Raw genomic sequence first — 24,378 nt, forward strand, 5'->3', positions numbered from 1 at the left:
TCAGCCGCTCCACCGGCCGTTGAAGTAAGCCGCCGCCCAGATGGCTGCCAGCGGGACTGCCACCGCCAGGTAGAGGCGCCCCAGCCAGGGTTTTCGTTCGGCCAGGACCGCCAGGCCGATCCAGAGCGGCCACCAGAGCAAGGTGGCGCGGGTCAGCGAGAAGATCCAGAACGACGTCACGAAGGCTGCGATCGTGCTCCCCACCCAGGCGGCCTCGCCCCAGGAGTGGCGCCAGAGCAACCAGGCCAGCAGCACCAGGCCGACGGCCAGAGCCACCAGCTCCGCGCGGAACATCCAGGTCCAGTCGCTCTGAGCCCCCGTGAAGCGTCCCTTGGTCGCCGCGTCCACAGTGTTCTGCAGCGAGACCCACGGCTTGGTGAACTCGCGCTGCCAGCCCTTCTCCTGCGCCTGCTGCCAGGCGAACCAGGACCCATGGATCTGCTTCAGGTACGCCATGAAGCCGAGCACCGGCACGAGCGGCAACGCGAGCCACGGCACGGAGTACCAATCGCGCTTCTTCGAGGTGAGGAACTCGACGCCCAGGGCGAAGATCAGGAAGATGCCTGAGACCCGGACCGTCGACGCGAGCGCGACGAACAGCGCCGCCCGCGCCCATCTGCCTTGCCGGGCCGCGAGCCAGCCGGGGAAGGCGAAGGCGCAGAACAACGCCTCCGTGTACGGCACGGCGAGAAAAACTCCGACCGGCGCAGCGAACCAGATCAGCGCCGCCTTCGGCCCGAAGTTGGTCAACTGCGGAAACTCGTACTGCGCGAGCCGGGCAAGGTAGACCCCCGCGACGGCGCTGGCCACCAGCGAAACCACCACGCCGCCCGCAACCGGGCCGATGCCGGTCGCGCCGACCACCCGCATCAGGTAGGGCAGCCCAGGAAAGAACGCGGCCAGCGGAGCCCCGGACGGCTCGCCATGGTTGTACCCGAACTCCGCGATCGCCTCGAAGTGCGCGACGTCCCACTGCCTCCAGGCGTGCCACACGTTCGGGTAGTCGGTGTTGCGGTTGAACAGCAACGGCGCCGACACCGACAGCACGAAGATCCCGATCCGGCTGACCAGCCACCACCCGAGCGTCTCCCGAAAGACCAGATCTGGCCGCCACCGGATCCCCAGCGCCGTCCCGTCCTTGGCCCGCCGTGCCCGCCGCGGCTGCTCCTCGGACGCGGCCCGCTCAACAACCACCAGACGCCCGTTTCTGCGCACAACGCCCCCGCCGCGCAACCTTCCGCCTAGGCGCCTTCACTCCCCCATCGTGCCCCATTCCCCATTTCCGAGTCGAACAAGCCACCCTCAGCCCGCGGCCCCACCCTTCCGCCAGAACACCAACCCGCCCCCCGCCACGACGACGACGCCCAGCCCCATGATCACCAAGGGCACGACCGTGACGTCCCGAGCCATCAGTTCAGCCTCCTCTCCGGTCTCCGGCCACCGGCACACCGAGCTGACCGGAAACGCCCGCGGCGTTGTCGTCGGAACTCCGCCGTGGTCCCGATCCGGCCCTCCCCGAGCCGTCGCACAGGCTTCGTCCACCGGCTGCATCGGCGAGTACGCCAGCATCAGAAAGAACCCATAGATCAGCGCGCCGACCAGGACGACCCCGCACCCGCACAAGGCGACCGTCAACCCAACCAACCGCCGCGCGAGGCCGGGGCCCTTCGCCTCACTCATTCAGGTTCCTCACTCCGGGACAAGAAAGAACGGCACCTCGGGGTCGAGATGCCGTTCTCTGGAGCTTATTGACCTCCGCCGCCCGGGGTAACCGGGGTGTTCGACGGCTTGGTCGGTTTGGTCGGGATCGACGGCCAGCCCGGCGGTTTCGGGGTCTTGGTCTTCGTCGGGGTCGGCGGCGTCGGAGAGCTCGGCGGCGGGCTGCTCGGCGGCGGTGAACTCGGCGGCGGGCTGCTCGGCGGAGGAGAACTCGGCGGCGGCGAGGACGGCGGCGGCGAGCTGGGAGGCGGCGGCGCCGGGCTGTCCTCCAGCGCGTCCTGGTCCGGCTCGGGGAACGGCTCGTCCGGCAAGCCCTTCAGCGCCGGCTCCATGAACGCCAGCCAGGTCCGTACCGGCCAGTTGCCACCGAAGAACGCCTCGTCGTCGCTGTACGGGTCGAGGTCGCCCTCACCGGTCTTGCCGGCCCGGTACAGCACCGCGGTGGACAGCTGCGGCGTGTAGCCCACCCACCACGAGGTCAGAGTGTCCTTGCCCTCCTTGCAGCCGTTGCACGCGGCGTTGGCCTTCCGGTGCTCGAGGGCCACACCACCGGCGGTGCCGGTCTTGCCCGCCGCCGGCCGGTCGAGCTCCTGGGCCCGCTCGCCGGTGCCCTTCTTGCCCTCGACCACGTTCTGCAGAACGTAGTTGACCATGTTGGCGACCTCTGCCGGAAAGGCCTGCCTGCCCTTCTTCTCGATGACGTTCTTCTGATCGGTCCAGGGCTTGATGTTCGGACCGATCACCGACTTCAGCGTGTGCAGCGGCACGTACTTGCCGCCGGCCGCGAAGGTCGCATAGGCGTTGGCCATGTCGACGGGCGCCGCGTACGGGTCCGGACCGAGGACGGTCGAGGAGTTGTTCCGGCCACGCTCGAGGGCCGAGGTCTTCGGGATCCCGGCAGCCTCGGCGGCGTTGACCAGCTTCGCCGGACCGTCTTCCATCTGCTTGTCGATCAGGTCGTAGAACGCGGTGTTGATGGACTGCTCGGTCGCCTGGTACAGGTTCACGTCGCCGTAGTCGTCGTCGAACTCGTTGTTGAGTTCCTGACCGTTGATCTCGATCGGGCTGTCGCCCTGGAAGGTGTCCCAGATGCTCCGCTGGTCCAGCAGCGCCGCCGCGACGGCGAACGGCTTGAAGGACGAGCCGGGCCGGCCCTTCGCGGTGGCCCAGTTCAGTTGGCTCTTCAGATAGTCGGGCCCGCCGTACATCGCGACCAGCCGGCCGGTGCCCGGCGCGACCGCGGCGAGACCGACATGCAGATTGTCCCGTTTCTCCGGCAGTTCCGACTGGGCTGCCCGGGTCATCTCACCCTGCCTGGCCCGGTCGAAGGTGGTGACGACCTTCAGACCGCCGCCGCTGATCTGGTCCTGCGGGACGAGCGTCCCGAGTTCCTTCTTGGCCATGTCGAGCAGGAAGCCGTTCGGGCCCTTGTACTTGCCACCCGTCTTCTTCGGCTTGTTGATCTTCGGAAGCTTCGCGCTGTACTGGGCCGCCTGCGCCTCCGTGATCGTTCCGGTCAGCCGCATCCCGTCGAGGACATACCGGTAGCGTTCGAGAATCCGCTGGTGCGCCGCCGGGTTGTCCGGGTCGAACCGGGTCGGGTTGTTCAGCACGGTCGCCAGGAAGGCCGCCTGCTGAACGCTCAGCTTGTTCGGATCGGGGACGCTGAAGTACGCCTCACCCGCGGCCGCAACCCCGTACGCGCCTTCACCGAAGTAGATGGTGTTCAGGTAGCCCTCGAGGATCTGCTTCTTGTCCTGCGAGCGGCTCAGCTTGGTGGCGATGAAGAGCTCGGAGAACTTCCGCGAGAAGGTCCGCTCCTGGGTCAGGTACATGATCTTCACGTACTGCTGGGTGATCGTCGAGCCACCCTGCAGTTGCTGACCGCGGGCGATGTTGAAGGCCGCCCGCGCCATCCCGGACGGCGAGACGCCCGGGTTGGTCCAGAAGGTCCGGTCCTCGGCGGCGATCATCGCGTCCTGGACGTACTTGGGTATCTGCTCCAGCGGTACCGAGCGCCGGTTCTGGTCGTAGAAGGTGCCGAGAACGGTCTTTCCGTCGGACCAGTAGACCGTCGTCGTGTTCGCCGCGAACTCCTTGTTGGGGTCCGGGATGTCGGTGGTCTGGTACCCGATGAAGAAGGCCGCGACGACGCCGATCACACCGAGGAAGAACAGTCCGAGCAACCAGCCCGCTACCCTCAGTGCCCAGTGTTTCTTGGCGCGTGCGCGGGTAGGAGCCTTCCTACGACCTTCACTCACAGTGCAATCCTCGACGATCTCGCTGAAGTCATTGCGTCACAGAGTACGGCGGATGTGGTAACGGTCCCTATTCCGCCTTGGATCGTAGCCGCCGGTACCGGTCACTGCCGACTCAGCCGGTCACGTGCGGTGCGAGCAGCGTCACAGCGATCAGCGCGGCCGGGAAGCAGGCCAGGAACATGGTGAAGGTGTAGCCCATGATGTCGCGGGCCTTGAGCCCGAGGATGGCCAGCGTCGGCAGCATCCAGAACGGTTGCAGCAGGTTGGCACTGGCCTCTCCGAGGTCGTACACGACGACCATCCACCCCGCGTCGACATGCAGCTGGTTGGCCGCGTCGAGCACGTACGGCGCCTCGATCACCCACTTGCTGCCACCACTGGGCACGAACACCCCCAGCACGCAGGAGTAGATGGCCACCAGCGGCGGGAAGAAGAACTGGTTGCTTGCCTGTACCAACCACCCGGCCAGTCGAGCCGAGATGCCGGTGTACGCGATCATGCCGAAGATGCCGCCGTACAACGGGAACTGCAGCAGTACTCCGGCCGCCGCCGGCGCACCGTCACGCACTGCCCGCGCCATCCGCCACGGACGCCAGTGCAGCAGCATGGCGAGCAGGAAGAGGATCAGGTTGACGGTGTTCAGGTCGAGCGCGTTGAAGAAGCTCTTGCCGTCGAAGTACCGCACCAGGTACAGCGCACCGAGCAGCACGACCAGGAGGCTGAACAGCGGCGAGTGCTCCAGCCAGTCACCCGGCCGGCGCTGCTCGTCCTCCGCACCGTCCACCCGCTGCCCGTTGTAGGGCGAACCGCGGCCGATCAGCGGTCGCAGCTCGATGCCGATGTCCTCGGCCGTCTTGGCGTTCCCCTCCCCGGGTGCGACGAACCACGCCATCGTCACGCCCACGGCGTACACGATCAGCGTCGCCACGATCGCCTGCCAGGTGAAGATCGTGTCGCTGAGCGGGATCAGCCCACTGGCGTGCCCACCGGCCCGGATCACTTCCTGTACCGGGGCAGGGCTACTGCTCGCGCTGGCGACCTGCAGGGCGGCCGAGCCGGACAGGCCCTGCGCCCAGACCGTGCCCAGCCCGAGGAACGCCATCGCGCCCAGTGCCCGGTAGTCGGCCTTCGGCACGTTGCGGGCGACCTCACGGGCCAGGATGGCGGCGAAGATCAGGCTGAAGGCCCAGTTGAGATAGGACGCCAGCATCGCGACCGCGGCGACGAAGGCCACCGCCGTACGGGGTGACTTGGGGATCCGGGCCAGCCGGGTGATCAGCCGGGCGACCGGGCCGCTGGTGGCCACGGCGTACCCGCCGATGATGATCATCGCCATCTGCAGCGTGAAGGTGATCAGGCTCCAGAACCCGAGACCCCAGGCGTCGACCAGGCCGTAGCCCTTGGTCGCGGCCGGGTCGTCGGGGCGCTTCAGCAGCGGCTCGCCGGTGATCAGCCCGAAGACGAGCACCACGAAGGTGCCGACCAGCACGAATCCGAACGCGTCCGGCAACCACTTCTCGGTGAAGGCGGTGAAGCGCAGCGCGGTCCGGGCCAACGGGCCCTCGCCCTCGGTGCCGTGCTTCGCGTGCTTCCCATGGCTGTCCGCCATGACCCTCCGCTCCTGGCCCACGACTCTGTGTCAAGTGATTAACGCAGATCAGCGCCTGACGTAACAGGTTTTGCCGCAGTGGGTCGTGGGATAGCTAACAAAGTCCGTCTTTGTCAGGAGTTGTCCACAGCCGACCGTCGTGTTTACAGTGGCGGAGCGATGTATCAACTCGATACATCAGGTCATGACAAACCATGACAAAATGGTCGAGGGAGGTGGGTCATGGGAAACCGCAGCGGGGTCCTGGAACTCGCCGTACTCGGCCTGTTGCACGAAGCGCCGATGCACGGATACGAGCTCCGCAAGCGCGTCAACGCCCAGTTCGGCTGGGGACGCGTGCTGTCGTTCGGGTCGCTCTACCCGTGCCTGAAGGCGATGCTCCGCAACGGACTGATCTCCGCCGACGCCGGTACGCCGGACGCCGGCCGGAGGCAGAAGATCGTCTACACGATCACGGCCGACGGCAAGGACCACTTCGCGCAAGCGATGCACGACGCCGGACCGTCGGCGTGGGAGGACGACACGTTCGGCGTCCGGTTCTCGTTCTTCGGCCGGACCGATCCGGCCACCCGGTTGCGCATCCTCGAGGGCCGACGGGCCCGGATGGAGGAACGGCTGGCCAACTTCCGGGCCGCGATGAGCCGGACCGCGGAGCGGGTCGACGCGTACACCCTCGAGCTGCAACGGCACGGCCTGGAGTCGGCCGAGCGCGAGGTCCGCTGGCTGAACGAGCTGATCGACGGCGAACGCAGCCGGCAGCGGCCCCCTGAAGAGCACCAACCGCCTGTTCCACCCCCCAACTAAGGAGTTCCAGATGACTTCGATCCGCGTAGCGATCGTCGGTGTCGGCAACTGCGCCAGCTCGCTCGTCCAGGGCGTGCACTACTACCGCGACGCGAAGCCCGACGAGCGCGTCCCCGGTCTGATGCACGTCCAGTTCGGCGACTACCACGTCCGCGACGTCGAGTTCGTCGCCGCGTTCGACGTGGACGGCAAGAAGGTCGGACTCGACCTCGCCGACGCGATCGGCGCCAGCGAGAACAACACGATCAAGATCTGCGACGTACCGCCGTCCGGCGTCACGGTGCAGCGTGGTCACACCCTCGACGGTCTCGGCAAGTACTACCGCGAGACCATCACCGAGTCCGACGCGGCGCCGGTCGATGTCGTCAAGGCGTTGAAGGACGCCCAGGTCGACGTCCTGGTCTGCTACCTGCCGGTCGGTTCCGAGCAGGCCGCGAAGTTCTACGCCCAGTGCGCGATCGACGCCAAGGTCGCGTTCGTCAACGCGCTGCCAGTCTTCATCGCGGGCACCAAGGAGTGGGCCGACAAGTTCACCGAGGCGGGCGTGCCGATCGTCGGCGACGACATCAAGTCGCAGATCGGCGCCACCATCACCCACCGGGTGCTGGCCAAGCTGTTCGAGGACCGCGGCGTCACCGTCGACCGGACGTACCAGCTGAACGTCGGCGGCAACATGGACTTCAAGAACATGCTGGAGCGCGACCGGCTGGAGTCCAAGAAGATCAGCAAGACCCAGTCCGTCACTTCGCAGCTGGTCGACAAGATCGACCCGCGCAACGTGCACATCGGCCCGTCGGACTACGTGGCCTGGCTGGACGACCGCAAGTGGGCCTTCATCCGGCTCGAGGGCCGCAACTTCGGCGACGTCCCGCTGTCGCTGGAGTACAAGCTCGAGGTCTGGGACTCGCCGAACTCGGCCGGCATCATCATCGACGCCATCCGCGCGGTGAAGATCGCCAAGGACCGCGGCATCGGCGGCCCGATCCTGTCCGCCTCGTCGTACTTCATGAAGTCGCCGCCGGAGCAGTACGCCGACGACGTCTGCCGCGACCTGGTGGAGAAGTTCATCAAGGGCGAGGTCGAGCGCTGACCCGGCATCACCAGTACTTCTAGTACTGACAGACCCCGTGGCACTCGCCACGGGGTCTGTGTTTGTGCCGGTGTAGTTCGATAGCGTCCTCTGTATGCGGCTGCATGTGGGGTGTGCCATGTGGACCCATGCCCCATGGAACGGCCGCTTCCTCCCCCACCCGCTGCCGTCCTCCGAGCGCCTCGAGGCCTACGCCACCTGGTGCAACGCCGTCGAGGGCAACACCACTTTCTATGCCACACCAGCCCGATCGACCGTAGAGATGTGGGCCGCGCAGGTCGCACCCGACTTCCGCTTCGTCCTGAAGCTGCCGAAGGTCATCACCCACGACCTCCGCCTCCACGACGCCGCCGACGCCGAACTGCGCACCTTCCTCAACGCGATGCAGCCCCTCGGCCCGCGAGCCCACGCACTCTGGATCCAGCTACCGGCTTCCTTCAGCCCCTCCGAGCTCGGCTCCCTGGCATCGTTCCTGCACCGAGCACCATCGGCCTTCCGGTACGCCGTCGAAGTCCGCCACCCGGCCTTCTTCACCGACGATCGAGCGACCCAGCAACTCGAACAAGTCCTCGGCCGCGTCGGAGCCGAATGGGTGCCCTTCGACACGATCACCCTCTTCGAGACACCCGCGTCGAGCTACGGCGAACGCGAGGCGTGGATGAGCAAACCGCGAGTGCCCCGCCGGACGCGAGCCCTCACGCAGTACCCGATCGTGCGCTACATCGGCCGCGACGACGTCGAGGTGACCGCCCGCGGCTGGCAGTACCTCGCCGACCAGACCGCCGCCTGGCTCCGCGAGGGCCGATCGCCGACCATCTTCCTGCACACCCCCGACAACGTCGAGGCGCTTGCGCTGGCCCGGCGGTTCTACGACGACGTCCGTGCTCTGGTACCTGACCTGGTACCTCTCCTGCCGCCGCCGGTGGCGGTGCCGGCGGAGCCGCCGACCCTGTTCTGAGGGTTGTCCACAGCTGGAAAATCCGCGGCTGAGCCCGGAGCGAAAGTCCATATGTTCCCCGGTGAGACCAATCTCCCCGGGAGGACACCATGGAATCCACTGAAGATCGCTACATCCGTACCCAGCTGCTGATCGCCGAACTGCGCCGGCGCGCGGAGACCTGCGAGAACCCGCGGGAGCAGGTCAACTTGCGACGATCCGTGGACTCCCTGATCCGCGTGGCCCTGGCGCTCGCGCCGTGATCGCCTCCCTCGAGGACCTGCTGGAGCAGCACGCGTGGGCGGCGCTGCGCATCAGCGGCGCCGACCAGACCGCCTGGAACGGTGAGATCGTGGAAGCCGGTGAAGGAATCCTCGGCCTGGCGCACTGGGACGGCACGCTGCATCTCGACCGCGAGTACATCCTCGACCCCTTGCGAGATCTGTACGACCGCGCTGGCGAGCCGCGTTCAGAAGCCGAGCTCCTTCGCTGTCGCGAGGCGTTGGTGACGCTGCTGCACGAGCAGTCGCACTTCCTCGGCCCGGCCGGTGCCACCCAGGAGGCGGCGCGTGCGGCCTTCAAGCTCCCCGGCGGCCGTGCGTTGGAGGAAGGCGTCGCCGAGGCCTGGGCGCACGACCACCTGAACGACTACCTGCGTGAGCTCGACATCGACAAAGTTGCCCCCGGCATCCTTCACGTCCGCAACGAGCCGTCGTACGCCGCCTTCGTCCCCGCAGTCCGCCTGTTCGCCGCCGATCTCGACCGCCTCTCCGGCGCCCCCGACGGCGAAACCCTCGACCTCCTCAACCGCCAGACCGCCGAGGGCCAATGGCACCAGGCAATCACCCGCATCTACCACTCCACCCAACTGCCGCACCTGGTCCCGCCCGATGAGGCCCCGGCCGTCCGCCTCCACCTGGAACAGGCCTTGCGCTCGTCCTTCAAAGCCCTGGAACTCTATGAACCCTTGCCTCGAGGCTTCGCCGCCTCCCGCTCCCAGGCCGCCACCACCAGGACCCTCACCTTCCTCCACCAGGAACTGTCCACCGCCGAACGCCACTACACCCCAATTCCCCGACCGACCCGGATCCACCTGTCTCCGTCCACCGCGCCAAACCGGCTCATCCCGCAGACCTTGTCCGCGCCCACCGCACCTGTCAGCGATTCGCCTGTGCCTGCTGGGATCTCAACACCAACCCATCGACTCTCTCCGGCCGACTCCCGCCAAGCCGCCCTGCACGCCTTCGCCGGAGTCAGCCCGCCCACCGCCTGCACACCAACCCCGCCAGCCGCCACGACTAAACCCACAACCTCGGCCGGCGCCTCTACGAGCGCGAGAGGTCTGGAACGTTGACCACGCCGGTGTTCCCCACGACCGTGACCATCTGCCCGTCCTCCAGCGCGCTCATCACGCCCGAAACCCCAAGCACAGCGGGGATCCGATGCTCCCGCGCAACGATCGCCGCATGCGACAGCCGCCCACCGATCTCGGTCACCACTCCCGCAACCACCCCGAACAGCGGCGTCCAGGCAGGATCGGTGAATGGGCAGACCAGGATGTCCCCTGCCTCGACCTGCCCGAAATCCTCAACCCCGCGGACCAACCGGGCCGGCCCGGTCGCGGTTCCCGGGCTGCCGGCGACTCCGCGGAGTACGGGCTCGTCGTCCGTCGGTCGCGGCTGCTCCGTGGCATTGAGCGGCTGCTCCGTGGCGTCGAGAGGTGCCGTGATCGGCCGAGCCTGGAGAAGCCAGACCCGATCGTTCTCCAGCGCGAACTCGATGTCCTGCGGGCCACCCATCAGCTCGGCAACCTCCTGCCCCAACCGCACGATCCGCCTCACCTGCTCATCCCCTAGACACAACGCCTCCCGCTGCTCCACCGGCACCTCACTGGAGACCACGCCGCCACCATCACCACCCGACCCCCGATCCCGCCTGATTGCCTTGCTGCCACACCGCCGATCGATCTCCCCATCGGCCTGCACCACATAGCTGTCCGGCGTCACCAACCCCTGAACCACGCTCTCCCCCAACCCCCACGACGCCTCGACCACAGCCGCGCCACCCGGCGTCCGAGGATCAGCAGTGAACAGAACGCCGGCCACCTCAGCATCAACAAGCCGCTGGACGATCACCGCGATCTCTGGAGTCCGTTCGGGCTGACGCAGCCTGTAGGCGACCGCGCGCCGACTCCACAACGAGCCCCAAACCAACTGAACCTTGTCGACGACCGCATCCACCCCTTCGACCGCCAGATAACTGTCGTACTGCCCCGCCGCTGACCCCACCACACCGTCCTCACCCGAACCCGACGACCGCACAGCAACCGCCCCACCCCCCAACACCTCCAACGCCCCCGCCACCTCCCCCACCAACCACCCCGGCACCACCACCCCCCGCTGCCCCTCCCCACCGCCGAACAGCCCAAGTCGACTCACATCAGACAGCCCGAGCCCCGCCCCGCCGGACGGACCGGCGCACCCAGCGGCGTCGAACGGCTCCGGGCGCTCAGCGGTGTTGGACGGGTTGGGGTGGGTGGTGGCGGAGGGGGCGGCGGCGGTGGGGATTACGAAGGCTGGGGGGACTGGGAAGCCGGCGCGGATCAGGTGGGCGAGGGCGGCTGCCTTGGGGCCGGCGTTTTCGGAGGTGGCTTCGATGAGCGGGATGATCAACGCGCGTTCCCCTCCTGGAGAGTCGACCAGCGATCGGATGGTTGTGCGAGTCGGTGGGTAGCCAGCGACCCGCTGTCCCCGCGTGGGGTGGTGTGCCGCGTGGCTGGCTTCAACAGATTGTTGACAACGTTTTGTTGATGATGGACTGTTTCGGGGTGCAGCGCAATGAGGGTGTGGATGAGTCGGCGAGTGATCAGCGGCAAGCCCAGCGAGAGCGGGAGGCCCGGGAGCACTTGCTGGCGGTCGGTGCCGACCAGTTGGAGCGGCGGCCGTGGCAGTTCGGCGCGATGCCGCCTTCTGCCATTGATCTGATCCAGTTCTTCCTGTGGCGCTCGAGTTCGGCGCCGTCGAGTTCGGAGCGGTCGAGTTCTGCACTGTCGGGTTCGGCGACGTCGGGTTCTGGGGCGTTGGGTGAGTCGGGTGGTGGTGGTCAGGAGGTGATGGAGGCGGTGGTGGCTGCGCTTCGGTTGTTGCCGGCGGCTCGGGCGGAGGTTGATCAGCTGGAGACCGGGTTGTTGTTCGCGGCGCGGGGGCTTGGGTTGACTTGGGCTCAGATGGCCGAGGCGCTCGGACTGAATTCGCCCCAGGCCTGCCAGCAGCGCCTCGACCGTCTCACCTCCCGCAGCAGTAGATCGGCCGACGGGCTTGCGCAATGACCAGCCTTTCCGCGACGGAGTTGTTGGTGTTGCACGCGGTTCGGTTGAAGGGGTTCGCGGACGACGTGGCGATCGCCGCACGGTTTGGACTCGAGGTGGACCTGGCGGCGGAGTTCTTGCTTGATTCGCAGGCGTTCGGCTGGGTCGCGTGGAGTGAGTTCGCCGGATCCGGTGGGTGGTCGCTCACCGAGGCTGGGCGGGCAGAGAATGCGCGACAGCTTGCCGCCGAACTCGACCAGGTGGGTGGTCGACTGGCGATTCAGCAGGCTTACGCGGAGTTTCTGCCGCTCAACGGGCGATTGCAGGAGGCCTGCACCCAGTGGCAGTTGAGGCCGACGGAGGACGATGCACTCGCGTTCAACGATCACACCGATGCGGACTGGGATCGCCGGGTTGTTGAGGAGTTGGAGAGTCTGGGGCAGTCGCTTCGGGGGATTTCGCATCGGGTGAGCGCAGTACTGGAGCGGCTCGGTGGGTATGACGCCAGGTTTGCCGCGGCGCTGCGGCGGGTGCGCGAGGGGGACGGCAGCTGGGTCGATCGGACGGGGGCTGACTCCTGTCACACCGTGTGGTTCGAGTTGCATGAGGACCTGATTGCGACGCTCGGCCTGACTCGGGGCACGCACTGATGAGCCGGATTCGGCATGTGCTCTTCGACGCTGACGGGGTTCTGCAGGACATGCCCGGTGGGTGGTACGCCGCGATGGAGCCGTGCCTCGGCGAGAGGGCACGGGAGTTTCTGCATCGGACCTGGAAGGACGAGTTGCCGATGCTCGCCGGGCGCGGGGACTACCTGCCGTGGCTGGCCGCGACGCTCGCGGAGTACGGAGTGAAGACTGCTGTCGAGGTCGTCTACCGAGACGTGTGGCACCGGATCGTTCCGAGCGACGAGTCGTTCGCGATCGTGGAAGCCCTTCGGCGGAAGGGTTACGGGGTGCACCTGGGCACGAACCAGGAGAAGTACCGCCTCGGCCTTCTTCGCCGAGGCCGCGCGGCGGATCGGCGCTGATCCGACGAGCATTCTGTTCATCGACGACAACGCCGCAAACGTCGAAGGAGCAAGCGGCGCCGGGTTCGCCGCTGAGCAGTGGGAGCTGTCTCAAGGGCACGACGCTCTGGTTGCCCTGCTCGCCCGGCACGGCGTCGACACCCGGCGCGAGCCTGTGGGTCGGTCAACTGGAGAATGACCAACCCACAAGGTGCCGGCGGCTAGCCGGCGGTGACTCCGGCGGCCTCGAAGTCGTACGTCTTGCCGCCGAACTTCAGTGCGTCGACAGCGCCGGAGAAGGCGTAGTCGCGGCCTTTGCTGATCGTCGCGGTGAGCAGCTTGGCGCCGTCATCACCATCGTTCAGGTAGTCGAGCATCTCGGTCCAGGTGCACCGGGCGCCGTTGATCGAGCAGGGGGTCGCGTTGAACAGGCTGCCGGTGAGACCCCAGTGCTTCACCGTATCCGTGCTGGCGTTGAAGGCCGTCCACTGGTTGGCGGCTCCGTTCGACGGGACGTACACCAGCGATGAGTAGTTCGAGGCGACCGCGGCCACGTTCGGGTCGATCTCGAAGATGATGCTCGGCATGTTGTTGCCCAGGGCGTTGTTCTCGCCGGTGGTGTAGACCGAGAAGCCGACCGTGCCGAGATCCGTCACGTTCTGGCCGGCGAAGTCGGCCTCGTTGCCGAAGGCGACCTTGTCGGTCGCGGACGCCGTGTGCAGGTTGAGGGCACCATCACCGAGCGGCGCCTGCGTGGAGGTCGTCGCCAGCTGGGCGTCGGCCGCTCCGATCACGTTGCGGTGCACCGTGCCCCAGTGCTTCAGGTACGCCGGTCCGGTGGCGTTGAGCTTGGCCTTGACCGCAGCGTTCAGATCGGCCTCGGTGAGAGTGCCGTCCTGGACGGTGGCCGCGTTCACGGTGTTCGGGTTCGGCGTGCGCAGCAGCGTCACCAGCGCAGGCGCCAGATTGTCCTGCGCGATGGTTCCGAGCCCGTAGTCGCCGTGCGCGATGCTGCCGTTCACGATTTGGCTGCTGGCTACCGAGTTGGCCACCAGCGGATAAGTCACCGGCGCGGCCGACGCACCGGCCACGTCGGCATTCGCTGCTCCACCGCCGAGCACCGAGATACCGACAGCGGTGACGACCAGCGTGAACGCGGATCCGGCCGCCATCAGGCGGTTCTTCGAGTTGGACATGATTCCCCTTGCTTCCGCTCCGAACGGGGCGGAATTGCGGTGCGGCCAGGAGTCGAACCCGACAGAATCCCTCTACACCTAGCGGTCTAGGCCGCTGACTCTCCGTCAACGTAGTAGTCCACAGCGGTGAGCGGAACAGCCAAACGGTCCGCAAAGGTCCTGACTTTGCCCGGCAAAGGGCCTGCGGCTGGTCAGCCCACCAGGGGATGACCAACCGCAGGGCGAATCACGAAGGGTTGATGGCCAGGGCGTAGGCGCCGCGGCTGCCGTAGGTGGAGTAGCCGGTGTTGAGGGGGTCTCCGTAGCCGACGTTGTCGACGCGGAGATAGTAGGTGCCGGGCTGGAGGTTGCTGGTGACGGTCGCGCTCAGGCCCGTCGGGGTGCCGGCGTTGGACTGGCCGGAGGCCGGGTCCGCTGAAGTAACGACGGTGCCGGCGGAGTTGAGCAGGTCGAGCTTGATGTCCAGGTTGCCGCCGATCGCGGCCGCGCTGGCGGTCGCGGTGTAGTTGCCGGCCGTGGTGACGTCCACCCGGTAGACGTCGGTGTCGGTCTCGGCCGCGATGAAGCCGTTGGCAGTCGCGCCTACGGCGAGGGTCGCGGCGGCGCCGGTGGTGTCGCCTGCTTCGTCGGTGCGCAACGCGAGGCCGTGGGTGCCGATGACCGAGTAGTCGTCCTCGGTGTTGTTGGCGCCGGCGTACTCGCCCTTGCTCCACTGGCTGATGCCCCGGTAGTAGCCGACGCCCATGATCGGCGCCCAGGAGCCGTGGCCCTCGTAGTACCCGACGGAGGCGGTGCCGTCGTGGCCGAGGCCGACGTTGTGGCCGGCTTCGTGGGAGGCGGCTTCGGCGATGTTCTTCGCGCCGGTACCGACGCCCTTCGTGAACACCAACGCGGGCTGGTAGTAGTCGTGCTGACTCGAGTTGTCGTACACGCCGATGTACGCGACACCGCCACAACCGCAGCCCGACTGGTACCAGGTGTCCGGATCGATCAGTACGCGCGTGCCGTACTGCAGATCGGAAGCGCTCGTCCGGTTGATCGCGTCCTGCGCCGGCTGCTGTGTCGTGACGTCGACATCGAAGGCGGCGTAGTCCTCCGCGACCCGCGCCCACACCTCGTGTACTACGTCCTGCTCGGCGGTACCGAACACCGCCGGGTTCCCGTCGGTGTCGTACGCCGAGACGTTGACCGGGTCGATCCCCTTGTCCGCGTTCCACGCCGTACCGGTGATGCTGTGGCCGTCGAAGTCGAGGTAGAGCACCCGGTTCGAGCCAGGCTTGCTGTGCAGCTCGAAGGCCGGTCCTTCGGCTGCGGCGAAGGCTTCGGTCGCCCAGCGCGGCGATGCCTCGGGAGCCTTCTGGGCTGGAGTCAGCACGGGCTCACGGAAGAGCAGCCGGCCGGTGGAATCGAGCCACGCGGTCTTGTCCGTGGCGAGAGTGTCACGGAGCCGCTGCTCGGAAAGACCGTTGCGCTGGGCAACTTCTGCCAAGCGGGTCTGGATTTTGCCGAGCGCGGTCAGGCCGGGCGTCGGCTGGGAGATGAGCTGATCGAGCGGTAGTTGTTGGGCGTCGGCTTGATTACCGGCAACAAGGGCCAGTGCTCCGAAGACGACGGCACCGGCACCTACCAGAGCACCGGTACGGCGGAATCTGTTCTGCACGTTGGATCCTCACTGGTCTACGTCCCCCCGCGGACGTAGCCGAGGACATGTGGACGGGCCGAGCGCCCACATGTCCCGGGCCACAACTAGGTGGGTCAGCCGGCGGTGACCTTGACGGCGTACGCGCCGCGGCTGCCGTACGTCGAGTAGCCGGTGTTCAGCGGGTTGCCGTAGCCGGTGTTCTCGACTCGCAGGTAGTACCGCCCGGCGCTCACCTGACGGTTGATGCTCGCGCTCAGCCCGGTCGGCGTACCCGAGTTGGTCTGCCCCGATGCCGGGTCGGCCGTGGCGACGACCGCGCCGGCGGAGTCGAGCAGCTGGAGCTTGATGTCCAGGTCGCCACCGACCGCGGCGGCGTTGGCCGCGAAGGTGAAGGTGCCGGCGGACAGGTCGATCCGGAACGTGTCGACGTCGGAGTCGTTGGCGTAGATCCCGTTGGCCGCCGTACCGAGCGTGAGCGCGGTCGCGTCCGAGGTGCCGTTGCCGTGGTCGTCGGCGCGCAGGGCCAGGCCGTTCTGCCCGATCACCGCGAAGTCGTCTTCCTTGTTGTTCGCGCCGGAGTACTCGCCCTTGCTCCACTGGCTGATCGCCTTGGAGTAGCCGACGCCCATGATCGGCGCCCAGGCGCCGTGACCGCTGTAGTAGCCGACCGACGCGGTGCCGTCGTGGCTGAGCCCGACGTTGTGGCCGGCCTCGTGGGACGCGGCCTCGGCGATGTTCTTCGCGCCGGTACCGACGCCCTTCGTGAACACCAAAGCCGGCTGGTAGTACGAGTGCTGCGAGGTGCTGTCGTAGACGCCGACATAAGCGACGCCGCCACAGCCGCAGCCGGACTGGTACCAGCTGGTCGGGTCGATCACGACGCGGGTTCCGTACTGCTGGTCGGACGAACCGGACCGGGTGATGGCCGACTCGGCCGGCGCCTGGGTCGTCACGTCGACGTCGAACGGCGCGTAGTCCTCGGCGACCCGGGCCCATACCTCGCGGACCACGTTCTGCTCGGTCGTGCTCCAGTTGCCGGTGTTGCCGTCGGTGTCGTACGCGGTGACGTTCACGGTGGCCGGCTTGCCGTTGCCGTTCCAGGCGGTGCCGGTGATCGTGTGGCCGTCGAAGTCCAGGTAGATGACCCGGTTCGAGCCGGGCTTGCTGTGCAGTTCGAAGGCGGGGCCGGTAGCGGCGGCGACCGCGCGAGTGGCCCACTTGGGCGACTTGGCGGTGGCGGCGCGCTCCGAGCGGGTCGCGACCGGCTCGGAGTAGAAGAGCTTGCCGTCCTTGTCCAGCCAGCTGGTCTTGTCGGTCGCCAGGATCCGCTGCAGCTTCTGCTCGGCGATGCCGTTGCGCTCAGCCAGCTCGGCGAGTCGCGGCTGCAGCTTGCCGAGGGCGGCCTTACCTTGGAGCGGCTGGCCCCCGAGCAACGAGGCCAGCGGAGCCGGGGACGGAGTTTGGTCAGCGCCTGCCTGGTTCGCGGCCACCACGGCCAGCGATCCGAACAAGACGGCGCCGGTGCCGACCAGGGCACCGGTTCGGCGGAACCTGCTTTGCATTCTGGGGTCCTCCTCGGGGACTCCTGACGACTGCTCGGCGAGTACGCCGGGGCGGCGGGGAGCAGCGTCATGCCTCACTTGTGGTGCGCTCGCGCGCACTCTGCGTAGAGTGCCCCATCGGTTGCCCCGATGTATACATTTCCCCGAGGAATTTACATTTCCCCGCAGTGTGTGATGTGGATCACATCAAGCCGGTTGTCGATCCGGCCGGAGCTCACCCGACGCGTCGTCGAAAGCACGCAAACCCCGGGAGCACCGGGACGACGAATCGGAGACAACCATGAAGCTCACACTGCACACCTTCCTCAGCATCGACGGCGTCATGCAGGGTCCGGGCGGCTTCGAGGAGGACCGCAGCGGCGGCTTCGACCGCGGTGGCTGGTTGATGCCGTACGGCGACGAGGTGATGGGCGAGATCGTCGAGGGCTGGTTCGCCAAGGCGGACGCCATCCTGCTCGGCCGGACGACGTACACGATGATGCAGGCGTACTGGTCGCAGATCCACGACGGCAGCAACACAGCCACCGGGCTGAACGACCTGCCGAAGTACGTCGCCACCTCCACCCCGCTCGAGCCGGTCTGGAACGACAGCACCGCCATCAGCGGTGACATCGTCAAGCAGGTCGAGGAGCTCAAGGCGAAGCCGGGCGGCGAACTGCAGATCCACGGCTCTTGCAAGCTCGCCCGTACGCTGCACGAGGCCGGCCTGATCGACGAATACCGGCTGATCACCTTCCCGGTCGCCGTCGGCACCGGCAAGCGGCTGTTCACCGAGGACGCGCCGGCGACCGGTTTCAAGCTGATCGAGAGCCGCGTCACCGGCACCGGCGGCGTGTATTCCGTGCTCACCCCGACCCCGTTCCGGACCGGCAGCGCGGTGATCGAGGACGGCAGTTCCACTTTCTCGGTCGACAACTGAAGTTCCGGAACTCCAGGCTCTTGACGAGGCGAATCACCTCTCTGATAGTTAGGAAAGTTTACTAACTATCAGAGAGGTGAAAGATGCGTAAGTTCCGCCCCATCGCACTTGCCCTCGCCCTGTTCGGCGCCGCTTTGCTGGTGCCGACCGTCGCGACCTCAGCGTCCGCAGCGACCACCACCTACCAGGCCGAGAACGCGGCCCGGACCCAGGGAGTGGTCGAGTCAAACCACGCCGGCTACACCGGTACCGGGTTCGTCAACTACGACAACGTGACCGGCTCGTCGGTGACGTTCACCGTGAACGTCGGCACGGCCGGCAGCGCGTCGCTCGCGTTCCGGTACGCCAACGGCACCACGGTCAACCGGCCGATGACGATCGCCGTCGACGGCACCACCGTCGCGACCCCGCAGTTCGCCAGTACCAGTGTCTGGACCACCTGGAACACCACCACGGTGAACACCACGCTGTCGGCCGGCTCGCACACCATCAAGACCACCGCGACGACCGCCAACGGCGGCCCGAACCTCGACTCGCTCACCGTCACGGACGCCGGTGGCGGTGGCGGTGGCGCGCCGACCGCGGCCGAGCTGCTCGCCAAGGTGACCAGCTGCAGCCAGATCTCCAACGGCACCTACAAGACCGACTCCGAGCTCAGCCGGACCATCCCGGTCTGCGGCAAGAACGGCGCCGTCTTCTGGAAGGCCGACATGGACATCGACTGCGACGGCATCCGCACCGCCCAGTGCAACGAGAACACCGACTGCTGCTTCCTGCCCGACACCGCCTTCCACACGTCGGCCGACGCACCCTTGAACGCGGCACAACTCCCGTACGTCGTGGTGCCGAGCCCGAGCAGCACCTGGAACTTCCAGAACTTCCAGATCGCCGGTGGCGGTGTGGTCGCGGTGATCTACAACAACCAGGTCACCTATGCCGTGGTCGGTGACACCGGCCCGACCGACATCATCGGCGAGGCTTCGTACGCCGCCGCGCAGCAGCTCGGCATCAATCCCGACCCGAGCAACGGCGGCACCGACTCCGGCGTCACCTACATCGTGTTCAAGAACTCGACCATCAACCCGATCGAGAGCCACGACCTCGCCGTGTCGCGCGGTCAGGAGCTGGCCCGGACCTTCATCAACAACAACTGAGCATCGACAACAACTAGAGGACCAGCACCTGGCGGATCGAGGTACCGGCCGCCAAGGTGTCGAAGGCTTCGTTGAGGCTCTCCAGGCGGACCGTCGAGGTCAGCAAGCGGTCGACCGGCAGACGGCCCGCCTGGTAGAGCGCGATGTAGCGGGGGATGTCGCGGCTCGGGATCGCCGATCCCAGGTAGGAGCCCTTGAGCGTGCGCTCCTCGGCGACCAGGCTGACGGCCGGGATGCTCAACATCTGCGAGGGATGCGGCAGCCCGACGGTCACCGTGGTCCCACCGCGGCGGGTCGCTGCATACGCCTGTCCCAGTACGGCGGCACTGCCGACGGTCTCGAAGGCGTAGTGCGCCCCGCCACCCGTCGCCTCCTGCACCTGCTCGACCACATCGTTGCCCCGGGCATCGATTGCGTGAGTCGCTCCCAGCTCGAGAGCAAGGGAAAGCTTCTCCGGTACAACGTCCACTGCAACCAGCGGATGCGCTCCGACCAACGCGGCGCCGAGCAAAGCCGACAACCCAACGCCACCGAGCCCGAAGACCACTGCGGCCTGCCCCGCCTGCACCCGCGCGGTGTTGACGACCGCACCGACACCGGTCATCACCGCGCACCCGAAGAGGGCGGCGATCTCAGGTGGCAGTTCCGGATCGATCTTGACGGCCGACCGCGCCGAGACCACTGCGTGGTCCGCAAAGCCTGAAACACCTAAATGATGGTGCACCCCATTGAGTCGCCCTGCACCCGAGAGAAGTGTTCCCGCTGTGTTGGCCGCAGCCCCCGGCTCACAGAGCGCAGCTCGGCCTTCTGCGCAAGGGGCGCAGGTGCCGCAGGCCGGTACGAAGGCGAAGCCGACCGTGTCGCCGGCCTTGAAATCGGGTGACTCCGACTGGATCACCTGGCCGGTGGCCTCGTGGCCGAGGAGCATCGGCATGACCCGGGGGCGGGAGCCGTCGATGACGGAGAGGTCGGAGTGGCAGAGGCCGGCGGCGCGGATCCGGACCAGCAGCTCACCCGGGCCGGGTGGCGCGAGCTCGAGCTCCTCGATCGTGAGCGGTCGCGATTCGGCGTACGGGCTCGGCAGACCCATCTCCCGCAGTACTGCGCCGCGAACGATCATCCGGCGATCCCTTCGAGAGCGGTCCGGATCGGGGCTGGGATCGGGACGGGTCGACGGTTGGAGCGGTCCACGAAGACGTGGACGAACCGACCCGTGGCGGCGGGGTCGGCGGAGCCGGCGCGGAACAACCCGATCTCGTAGGTGACGCTGGAGTTGCCGAGCTTCGCCACCCGCAAGCCGGCGTCCACGGTCTCCGGGAACGCCAAGGACTGCTTGAAGCTGCACTGCGACTCCACGCAGAGACCGATCACCTCACCGCGATGGATGTCCAGCTCGCCGGCCCGGATCAGGAACTCGTTGATCACCGTGTCGAAGAAGCTGTAGTACTCGACGTTGTTGACATGCCCGTAGACGTCGTTGTCCTTCCACCGCGTCCCGATCGCGAGGAAGTGCGGATAAGCGCTCCGGTCCATTCACCCAGCCTAGGGTGACCGGGTGACCTATGTGCTGATCCCCGGCGCCGGCTGTACCCCTTGGCACTGGCATCCGCTCACCGCCGAACTGCAAGCCCGTGGCCAAGAGGTCGTCGCCGTCGACCTTCCCTGCGACGACGAGTCCGCCGGGCTGAGCGCGTACTGCGATGCGGTGCTGACCGCAGTCGGCCGGCGCGCCGACCTGGTCGTCGTCGCGCACTCGCTCGGAGGCTTCACTGCGCCCGCCGTCTGCGAAAGACTCCCGGTCGAGTTGCTGGTCTTCGTGGCGGGGATGATCCCGCTTCCCGGCGAGACGGTGAGCGACTACTGGGGACATACGGAATATGACTGGCAGGGTGATCCGGAGTCGGACTACTTCTTCCAGGACCTGCCGACGGAACTCGCGGCTGAGGCGAGGCGGCAGCTGAGGTCGCAGGCCGGGCGGCCGATGGACGATCCGGCGCTGTTCGAGCGCTGGCCGGACGTACCGGTGCAGGCGGTGATCGCGACCGAGGATCTGCTGTTCCCGGCCGACTACCTCCGCAAGCTGACCATCGATCGGCTCGGGACCGCGCCGGCTGAGCTGGCCGGTGGGCACTTCCCGATGCTTGGGCACCCGGTGGAGTTGGCCGAGCTGCTGGAGGGGTGGCGACAGGCTGAACCTACGGTTGCGTAACTTACGGTGCCGTAGGGTGGGGGTACCCGCCGACGAAGGAGATCCGGTGAACGAGAAGCTGGTGACGAACCTGCTGCACGAGCTGGAACCCGTCGTCGAGGAGAATCTCGAGCGGCATCTGGCCATCACCAAGGACTGGAACCCGCACGACTACGTGCCGTGGAGCGAGGGCCGCGACTTCGCCTTCCTCGGCGGCGAGGACTGGGCGCCGGAGCAGTCCCGGCTCGATCCGGTCGCCAAGGTCGCGATGATCACCAACCTGCTGACCGAGGACAACCTGCCCTCGTACCACCGCGAGATCGCCACTCAGTTCGGGCTGGACGGCGCGTGGGGCACCTGGGTCGGCCGCTGGACCGCGGAGGAGGGCCGGCACGGGATCGCGCTGCGCGACTATCTCGTGGTGACCCGTGGCGTCGACCCGGTCGAGCTCGAGGTGGCCCGGATGGCGCACATGACCGCCGGGCACCAGGTCGACAAGAACATGCTCGAGGCGATCGCGTACGTCAGCTTCCAGGAGCTGGCCACCCGCGTCTCGCACCGCAACACCGGCAAGGCCACCGGTTGCCCGATCGCCGACCAGCTGCTGGCGCGGATCGCGACCGACGAGAACCTGCACATGATCTTCTACCGCAACCTGGTCTCGGCCGCCTTCGAGTCGGCCCCGAACGAGACCATGAGGGCGGTCGTCAACGAGGTTCGGGACTTCTCGATGCCGGGCGCCACCATGGAGGGGTTCGCCCGGAACTCGGTGACGATCGCCAAGGCCGGCATCTACGACCTGCGCCTGCACCACGACGAGGTGGTCGCCCCGATCCTGCGGATGTGGAAGGTCTTCGAGCGCGAGGACCTCAGCGGCGACGGGGCCAAGGCCCGCGACGAGCTGGCCGAGTTCATGACCGCCCTCGACGCCCAGGCCTCCCGCTTCGTCGAGCAACGCGCCCGCCTCCTCGAGCGCCAGGCAGCCCGCGCCAACTAGCCCGTACTACGTACGCCCTGGCTCGTACTACGTACGGCGGGTTCGGCTGTGTCGCAGGCGGGCCGATGCGGGTTGCCGTAGCGCTGGGCCGACGCGCTTTGCTGCGCCAAGCGACGGAGGGCCAGGAGGACCGGGCCACCCAACGCAGTGACGACAACAGTTGCCTCGACGGTCCGTTGGCGATCGTCGGCCGGCAGGCTGGTCACTTCGGCATCGGCGACCTGCACGGCCGCCGATGCGTAGGTCTTCAGCAGGTGGTCGTCGAGGTGGTACCCGACCTTCTCCAGAGCGTCGAGCGCGTTCGCGAGCAGCAGTCGGTCCGGCGACTCGGAGTCGACCTGCCAGCCCTGCTCGGCGACTAGCTCGTCGACCCGGCCGCGGGACTCCTCCGTTGTCGTGAGGTCGGAAGGGATCAGCGCGCCGTGGGCCGCACCCAGGACTTCGTGCATCTCGCGGGTCTCCTCGTCGACCTCGGCGAGCACGTTGCGGACGCGGGCGAGCGACAGGCCGCCCGCCTCGACGAGGGCGCGGATCAGCCGGAGCCGGCGGACGTGCGTTTCGTCGTACCGGGCCCTGGTGGCGCCGACCGCTTCGCCGGCGTGCAGCAGGCCCTCGCGTAGGTAGTACTTGATCGTCGCGACCGGCACATCGGTCTGCCGGGACAGTTCAGCGATCCACATCCGCGCCCTCCTCTTGACTTTTGGAGAGTATCACTTTCCAATATTGGGTAGTTGAACTATCCAACAAGGAGTCATGATGAGTGTTGTCGAGGGACGGCAGACAGCGGCGTACGACGGAGAGATCGTCGTGTTCGTGATCGGCTTCCGGGTGAACAAGCTGCGCGCGTTCCGGCAGTGGCTGCCGGTGGCGCTGGCGATGGGCCCGATGCTGCGCGAACTGAGCGCCGACAAGGACAGCGGCCTGCTCGGCTTCCGCACCTTCCCGGGCCTGCGGACCACGACGATGATCCAGTACTGGGAGTCGGCCGAGAAACTGCAGGCGTTCGCCAACGACCCCGGCCGCACCCACCGCCCGGCCTGGACCAACTTCTTCAAGTACGCCTACCAGGGCAACAACGTCGGCATCTACCACGAGACCTACATCGTCCCCGCCGGCCACACCGAAACCATCTACGGCAACATGCCACCCACCGGCCTCGGCGCCGTAACAGGCGTCGTACCGGTGAACAAGCGGGGAAATACCGCCGCGGAAAGGTTGCGCACTCCGTAGGGTCACGGCGCAGATGCCCACAACAGACAAAGGACCCACGGCCTGCGTTCGGCTGCATGGGTCCTTCGGCGTTTGTGGAACCGTTAAGTGCGCGGTTCAGGGGACCCCGGCTCTGCCGGGGCATGATCAGAGGTATCTATCGGTCGGTCGGGTGACTGCGGACTCGGCTATGGGCGGGCCGACCGTCCTGGTCACCCCACCAGGAGGATTTCCCGGACGCGCTGCTTGCCATCCTCATCGGTCTCGACGATGGCGAGCGTGTTGCCTTTGTCCAGCTCGTCCTCGATGAACTTCAGGACACTGATCGCTCGGCGGATCGTCTCCGTCAGCGACAGCCCGCGGCGGCCCGCGAGCCAGCGGAGCGCATCCATCGCGTCCGCCGCGAGATTGACGGACAGCCGAACGATCGCGGACGTGGCGACGTCGTTCTTCTCCTTAGCATTCGACATGGTTGGGTCGACCTTTCACAGTGTGGTACCGGCCAATGGACGCCGGCGGGCAGCTTCCGGCTGATCGGAGGCCCCAACCCTCCCTGTGCTCCTCAACGCCACAGAACGGGATGTCGCCTCACCTCCACCTGGAAGCACGATGGCCCTCCTTTCGCTCTTTTCAGTTGGACATCGGACGTGGGCGGACCGCTGCCGGAGCGCGGCCCGGTGCCGGGAGAGCGCTCTTTGATCAAACTACAACAACATATGTGTAGATCCTACGTATCTGTGCCGCAGTTCATACGCATTTCAATGACGGGATTACG

25 protein-coding genes are annotated in these 24,378 nt (G+C 67.2%); 13 read left to right on the forward strand and 12 right to left on the reverse strand.

Going from position 1 to position 24,378, the window contains the following annotated elements; all coding sequences use genetic code 11:
* From ACIA12_RS20330 to ACIA12_RS20345, 4 genes are all read right to left on the reverse strand, one after another.
* On the reverse strand, window positions 1-1,194 hold the full coding sequence (locus ACIA12_RS20330) for a mannosyltransferase family protein (protein WP_396368573.1): 1,194 nt from the start codon (window positions 1,192-1,194) through the stop codon (window positions 1-3).
* Window positions 1,195-1,302: 108 nt separating this feature from the next.
* The gene (locus ACIA12_RS20335; protein WP_396368574.1) at window positions 1,303-1,680 is read right to left on the reverse strand and encodes a hypothetical protein; all 378 of its coding nucleotides are present in this window, start codon (window positions 1,678-1,680) and stop codon (window positions 1,303-1,305) included.
* Window positions 1,681-1,745: 65 nt separating this feature from the next.
* Entirely contained in the window at window positions 1,746-3,980 is a 2,235-nt protein-coding gene (locus tag ACIA12_RS20340) for a transglycosylase domain-containing protein (RefSeq protein ID WP_396368575.1), read from the reverse strand.
* A gap of 112 nt (window positions 3,981-4,092) precedes the next feature.
* Window positions 4,093-5,589: a short-chain fatty acid transporter gene (locus ACIA12_RS20345; protein WP_396368576.1), complete on the reverse strand. Its 1,497-nt coding sequence runs from the start codon at window positions 5,587-5,589 to the stop codon at window positions 4,093-4,095.
* A 222-nt stretch (window positions 5,590-5,811) separates the two neighbouring features.
* On the opposite strand from ACIA12_RS20345, the gene ACIA12_RS20350 reads away from it, so the two are divergent.
* From ACIA12_RS20350 to ACIA12_RS20370, 5 genes are all read left to right on the forward strand, one after another.
* On the forward strand, window positions 5,812-6,393 hold the full coding sequence (locus ACIA12_RS20350; RefSeq protein WP_363827094.1) for a PadR family transcriptional regulator: 582 nt from the start codon (window positions 5,812-5,814) through the stop codon (window positions 6,391-6,393).
* 10 nt (window positions 6,394-6,403) lie between these two features.
* The gene (locus ACIA12_RS20355) at window positions 6,404-7,483 is read left to right on the forward strand and encodes an inositol-3-phosphate synthase (protein ID WP_343968103.1); all 1,080 of its coding nucleotides are present in this window, start codon (window positions 6,404-6,406) and stop codon (window positions 7,481-7,483) included.
* A gap of 94 nt (window positions 7,484-7,577) precedes the next feature.
* Entirely contained in the window at window positions 7,578-8,441 is an 864-nt protein-coding gene (locus ACIA12_RS20360) for a DUF72 domain-containing protein (RefSeq protein WP_396368577.1), read from the forward strand.
* Between the two features lie 89 nt (window positions 8,442-8,530).
* On the forward strand, window positions 8,531-8,683 hold the full coding sequence (locus ACIA12_RS20365; protein ID WP_396368578.1) for a hypothetical protein: 153 nt from the start codon (window positions 8,531-8,533) through the stop codon (window positions 8,681-8,683).
* Entirely contained in the window at window positions 8,680-9,774 is a 1,095-nt protein-coding gene (locus ACIA12_RS20370) for a hypothetical protein (protein ID WP_396368579.1), read from the forward strand. The genes ACIA12_RS20365 and ACIA12_RS20370 overlap by 4 nt, the downstream gene beginning before the upstream one ends.
* Here ACIA12_RS20370 and ACIA12_RS20375 read toward each other — a convergent pair.
* Complete coding sequence (locus ACIA12_RS20375; protein WP_396368580.1) at window positions 9,746-11,092, reverse strand: PEP/pyruvate-binding domain-containing protein; 1,347 nt, start codon at window positions 11,090-11,092, stop codon at window positions 9,746-9,748. The genes ACIA12_RS20370 and ACIA12_RS20375 overlap by 29 nt on opposite strands.
* A 137-nt stretch (window positions 11,093-11,229) precedes the next feature.
* On the opposite strand from ACIA12_RS20375, the gene ACIA12_RS20380 reads away from it, so the two are divergent.
* From ACIA12_RS20380 to ACIA12_RS20390, 3 genes are read left to right on the forward strand one after another with little or no spacing between them, the layout of a single operon-like run.
* A complete protein-coding gene (locus ACIA12_RS20380) occupies window positions 11,230-11,748 on the forward strand; it encodes a hypothetical protein (protein ID WP_396368582.1) in 519 nt (172 codons plus the stop codon).
* On the forward strand, window positions 11,745-12,377 hold the full coding sequence (locus tag ACIA12_RS20385) for a transcriptional regulator (protein ID WP_396368583.1): 633 nt from the start codon (window positions 11,745-11,747) through the stop codon (window positions 12,375-12,377). The genes ACIA12_RS20380 and ACIA12_RS20385 overlap by 4 nt, the downstream gene beginning before the upstream one ends.
* Complete coding sequence (locus tag ACIA12_RS20390; RefSeq protein ID WP_396368584.1) at window positions 12,377-12,757, forward strand: HAD family hydrolase; 381 nt, start codon at window positions 12,377-12,379, stop codon at window positions 12,755-12,757. The genes ACIA12_RS20385 and ACIA12_RS20390 overlap by 1 nt, the downstream gene beginning before the upstream one ends.
* A 200-nt stretch (window positions 12,758-12,957) precedes the next feature.
* On the opposite strand, the gene ACIA12_RS20395 is transcribed toward ACIA12_RS20390, so the two are convergent.
* The 3 genes from ACIA12_RS20395 to ACIA12_RS20405 form a co-directional block, all read right to left on the reverse strand.
* Entirely contained in the window at window positions 12,958-13,932 is a 975-nt protein-coding gene (locus ACIA12_RS20395) for a hypothetical protein (RefSeq protein ID WP_396368585.1), read from the reverse strand.
* Window positions 13,933-14,158: 226 nt separating this feature from the next.
* Window positions 14,159-15,592 carry a pre-peptidase C-terminal domain-containing protein gene (locus tag ACIA12_RS20400; RefSeq protein ID WP_396368586.1) on the reverse strand — a complete coding sequence of 478 codons (1,434 nt, stop codon included), beginning with the start codon at window positions 15,590-15,592 and terminating at the stop codon, window positions 14,159-14,161.
* Between the two features lie 95 nt (window positions 15,593-15,687).
* Window positions 15,688-17,136 carry a pre-peptidase C-terminal domain-containing protein gene (locus ACIA12_RS20405; RefSeq protein WP_396368587.1) on the reverse strand — a complete coding sequence of 483 codons (1,449 nt, stop codon included), beginning with the start codon at window positions 17,134-17,136 and terminating at the stop codon, window positions 15,688-15,690.
* Between the two features lie 280 nt (window positions 17,137-17,416).
* On the opposite strand from ACIA12_RS20405, the gene ACIA12_RS20410 reads away from it, so the two are divergent.
* Together ACIA12_RS20410 and ACIA12_RS20415 are read left to right on the forward strand one after the other, a co-directional pair.
* Window positions 17,417-18,055 (forward strand): dihydrofolate reductase family protein, encoded by a 639-nt coding sequence (locus tag ACIA12_RS20410; protein WP_396368588.1) that lies wholly within the window; start codon window positions 17,417-17,419, stop codon window positions 18,053-18,055.
* Between the two features lie 83 nt (window positions 18,056-18,138).
* On the forward strand, window positions 18,139-19,209 hold the full coding sequence (locus tag ACIA12_RS20415; RefSeq protein ID WP_396368589.1) for a glycoside hydrolase family 75 protein: 1,071 nt from the start codon (window positions 18,139-18,141) through the stop codon (window positions 19,207-19,209).
* A 13-nt stretch (window positions 19,210-19,222) separates the two neighbouring features.
* On the opposite strand, the gene ACIA12_RS20420 is transcribed toward ACIA12_RS20415, so the two are convergent.
* Both ACIA12_RS20420 and ACIA12_RS20425 read right to left on the reverse strand, forming a co-directional pair.
* Window positions 19,223-20,329, reverse strand: coding sequence for a zinc-dependent alcohol dehydrogenase family protein (locus ACIA12_RS20420; protein ID WP_396368590.1), 1,107 nt, complete (start codon window positions 20,327-20,329; stop codon window positions 19,223-19,225).
* The gene (locus tag ACIA12_RS20425; RefSeq protein WP_396368591.1) at window positions 20,326-20,742 is read right to left on the reverse strand and encodes an acyl-CoA thioesterase; all 417 of its coding nucleotides are present in this window, start codon (window positions 20,740-20,742) and stop codon (window positions 20,326-20,328) included. The genes ACIA12_RS20420 and ACIA12_RS20425 overlap by 4 nt, the downstream gene beginning before the upstream one ends.
* Before the next feature lie 22 nt (window positions 20,743-20,764).
* Here ACIA12_RS20425 and ACIA12_RS20430 point away from each other — a divergent pair, with 22 nt between their 5' ends.
* Together ACIA12_RS20430 and ACIA12_RS20435 are read left to right on the forward strand one after the other, a co-directional pair.
* The gene (locus ACIA12_RS20430) at window positions 20,765-21,418 is read left to right on the forward strand and encodes an alpha/beta fold hydrolase (RefSeq protein WP_396368592.1); all 654 of its coding nucleotides are present in this window, start codon (window positions 20,765-20,767) and stop codon (window positions 21,416-21,418) included.
* A gap of 46 nt (window positions 21,419-21,464) precedes the next feature.
* Complete coding sequence (locus ACIA12_RS20435; RefSeq protein ID WP_396368593.1) at window positions 21,465-22,394, forward strand: acyl-ACP desaturase; 930 nt, start codon at window positions 21,465-21,467, stop codon at window positions 22,392-22,394.
* Here the strand turns inward: ACIA12_RS20435 and ACIA12_RS20440 are convergent.
* Window positions 22,391-23,074: a MerR family transcriptional regulator gene (locus ACIA12_RS20440; RefSeq protein WP_396368594.1), complete on the reverse strand. Its 684-nt coding sequence runs from the start codon at window positions 23,072-23,074 to the stop codon at window positions 22,391-22,393. The two genes, ACIA12_RS20435 and ACIA12_RS20440, sit on opposite strands and share 4 nt — an antisense overlap.
* Window positions 23,075-23,150: 76 nt before the next feature.
* On the opposite strand from ACIA12_RS20440, the gene ACIA12_RS20445 reads away from it, so the two are divergent.
* On the forward strand, window positions 23,151-23,624 hold the full coding sequence (locus tag ACIA12_RS20445; RefSeq protein ID WP_396368595.1) for a DUF4188 domain-containing protein: 474 nt from the start codon (window positions 23,151-23,153) through the stop codon (window positions 23,622-23,624).
* 191 nt (window positions 23,625-23,815) lie between these two features.
* Here the strand turns inward: ACIA12_RS20445 and ACIA12_RS20450 are convergent, their stop codons facing one another.
* Window positions 23,816-24,073 carry a ribbon-helix-helix protein, CopG family gene (locus tag ACIA12_RS20450; RefSeq protein WP_396368596.1) on the reverse strand — a complete coding sequence of 86 codons (258 nt, stop codon included), beginning with the start codon at window positions 24,071-24,073 and terminating at the stop codon, window positions 23,816-23,818.
* Between the last annotated feature and the right edge of the window lie 305 nt (window positions 24,074-24,378).

Origin of the sequence: Kribbella sp. NPDC051620 (genome assembly GCF_044453825.1) — a bacterium.
Classification (GTDB): Bacteria; Actinomycetota; Actinomycetes; order Propionibacteriales; family Kribbellaceae; genus Kribbella.

Bases quoted from the DNA above. Each gene is read 5' to 3' on its own strand.
- ACIA12_RS20335 (WP_396368574.1), bottom strand. From the start codon at position 1,680: ATGAGTGAGGCGAAGGGCCCCGGCCTCGCGCGGCGGTTGGTTGGGTTG.
- ACIA12_RS20345 (WP_396368576.1), bottom strand. From the start codon at position 5,589: ATGGCGGACAGCCATGGGAAGCACGCGAAGCACGGCACCGAGGGCGAG.
- ACIA12_RS20350 (WP_363827094.1), top strand. From the start codon at position 5,812: ATGGGAAACCGCAGCGGGGTCCTGGAACTCGCCGTACTCGGCCTGTTG.
- ACIA12_RS20355 (WP_343968103.1), top strand. From the start codon at position 6,404: ATGACTTCGATCCGCGTAGCGATCGTCGGTGTCGGCAACTGCGCCAGC.
- ACIA12_RS20360 (WP_396368577.1), top strand. From the start codon at position 7,578: ATGCGGCTGCATGTGGGGTGTGCCATGTGGACCCATGCCCCATGGAAC.
- ACIA12_RS20365 (WP_396368578.1), top strand. From the start codon at position 8,531: ATGGAATCCACTGAAGATCGCTACATCCGTACCCAGCTGCTGATCGCC.
- ACIA12_RS20380 (WP_396368582.1), top strand. From the start codon at position 11,230: ATGATGGACTGTTTCGGGGTGCAGCGCAATGAGGGTGTGGATGAGTCG.
- ACIA12_RS20385 (WP_396368583.1), top strand. From the start codon at position 11,745: ATGACCAGCCTTTCCGCGACGGAGTTGTTGGTGTTGCACGCGGTTCGG.
- ACIA12_RS20390 (WP_396368584.1), top strand. From the start codon at position 12,377: ATGAGCCGGATTCGGCATGTGCTCTTCGACGCTGACGGGGTTCTGCAG.
- ACIA12_RS20395 (WP_396368585.1), bottom strand. From the start codon at position 13,932: ATGTCCAACTCGAAGAACCGCCTGATGGCGGCCGGATCCGCGTTCACG.
- ACIA12_RS20405 (WP_396368587.1), bottom strand. From the start codon at position 17,136: ATGCAAAGCAGGTTCCGCCGAACCGGTGCCCTGGTCGGCACCGGCGCC.
- ACIA12_RS20410 (WP_396368588.1), top strand. From the start codon at position 17,417: ATGAAGCTCACACTGCACACCTTCCTCAGCATCGACGGCGTCATGCAG.
- ACIA12_RS20415 (WP_396368589.1), top strand. From the start codon at position 18,139: ATGCGTAAGTTCCGCCCCATCGCACTTGCCCTCGCCCTGTTCGGCGCC.
- ACIA12_RS20420 (WP_396368590.1), bottom strand. From the start codon at position 20,329: ATGATCGTTCGCGGCGCAGTACTGCGGGAGATGGGTCTGCCGAGCCCG.
- ACIA12_RS20425 (WP_396368591.1), bottom strand. From the start codon at position 20,742: ATGGACCGGAGCGCTTATCCGCACTTCCTCGCGATCGGGACGCGGTGG.
- ACIA12_RS20440 (WP_396368594.1), bottom strand. From the start codon at position 23,074: ATGTGGATCGCTGAACTGTCCCGGCAGACCGATGTGCCGGTCGCGACG.
- ACIA12_RS20445 (WP_396368595.1), top strand. From the start codon at position 23,151: ATGAGTGTTGTCGAGGGACGGCAGACAGCGGCGTACGACGGAGAGATC.
- ACIA12_RS20450 (WP_396368596.1), bottom strand. From the start codon at position 24,073: ATGTCGAATGCTAAGGAGAAGAACGACGTCGCCACGTCCGCGATCGTT.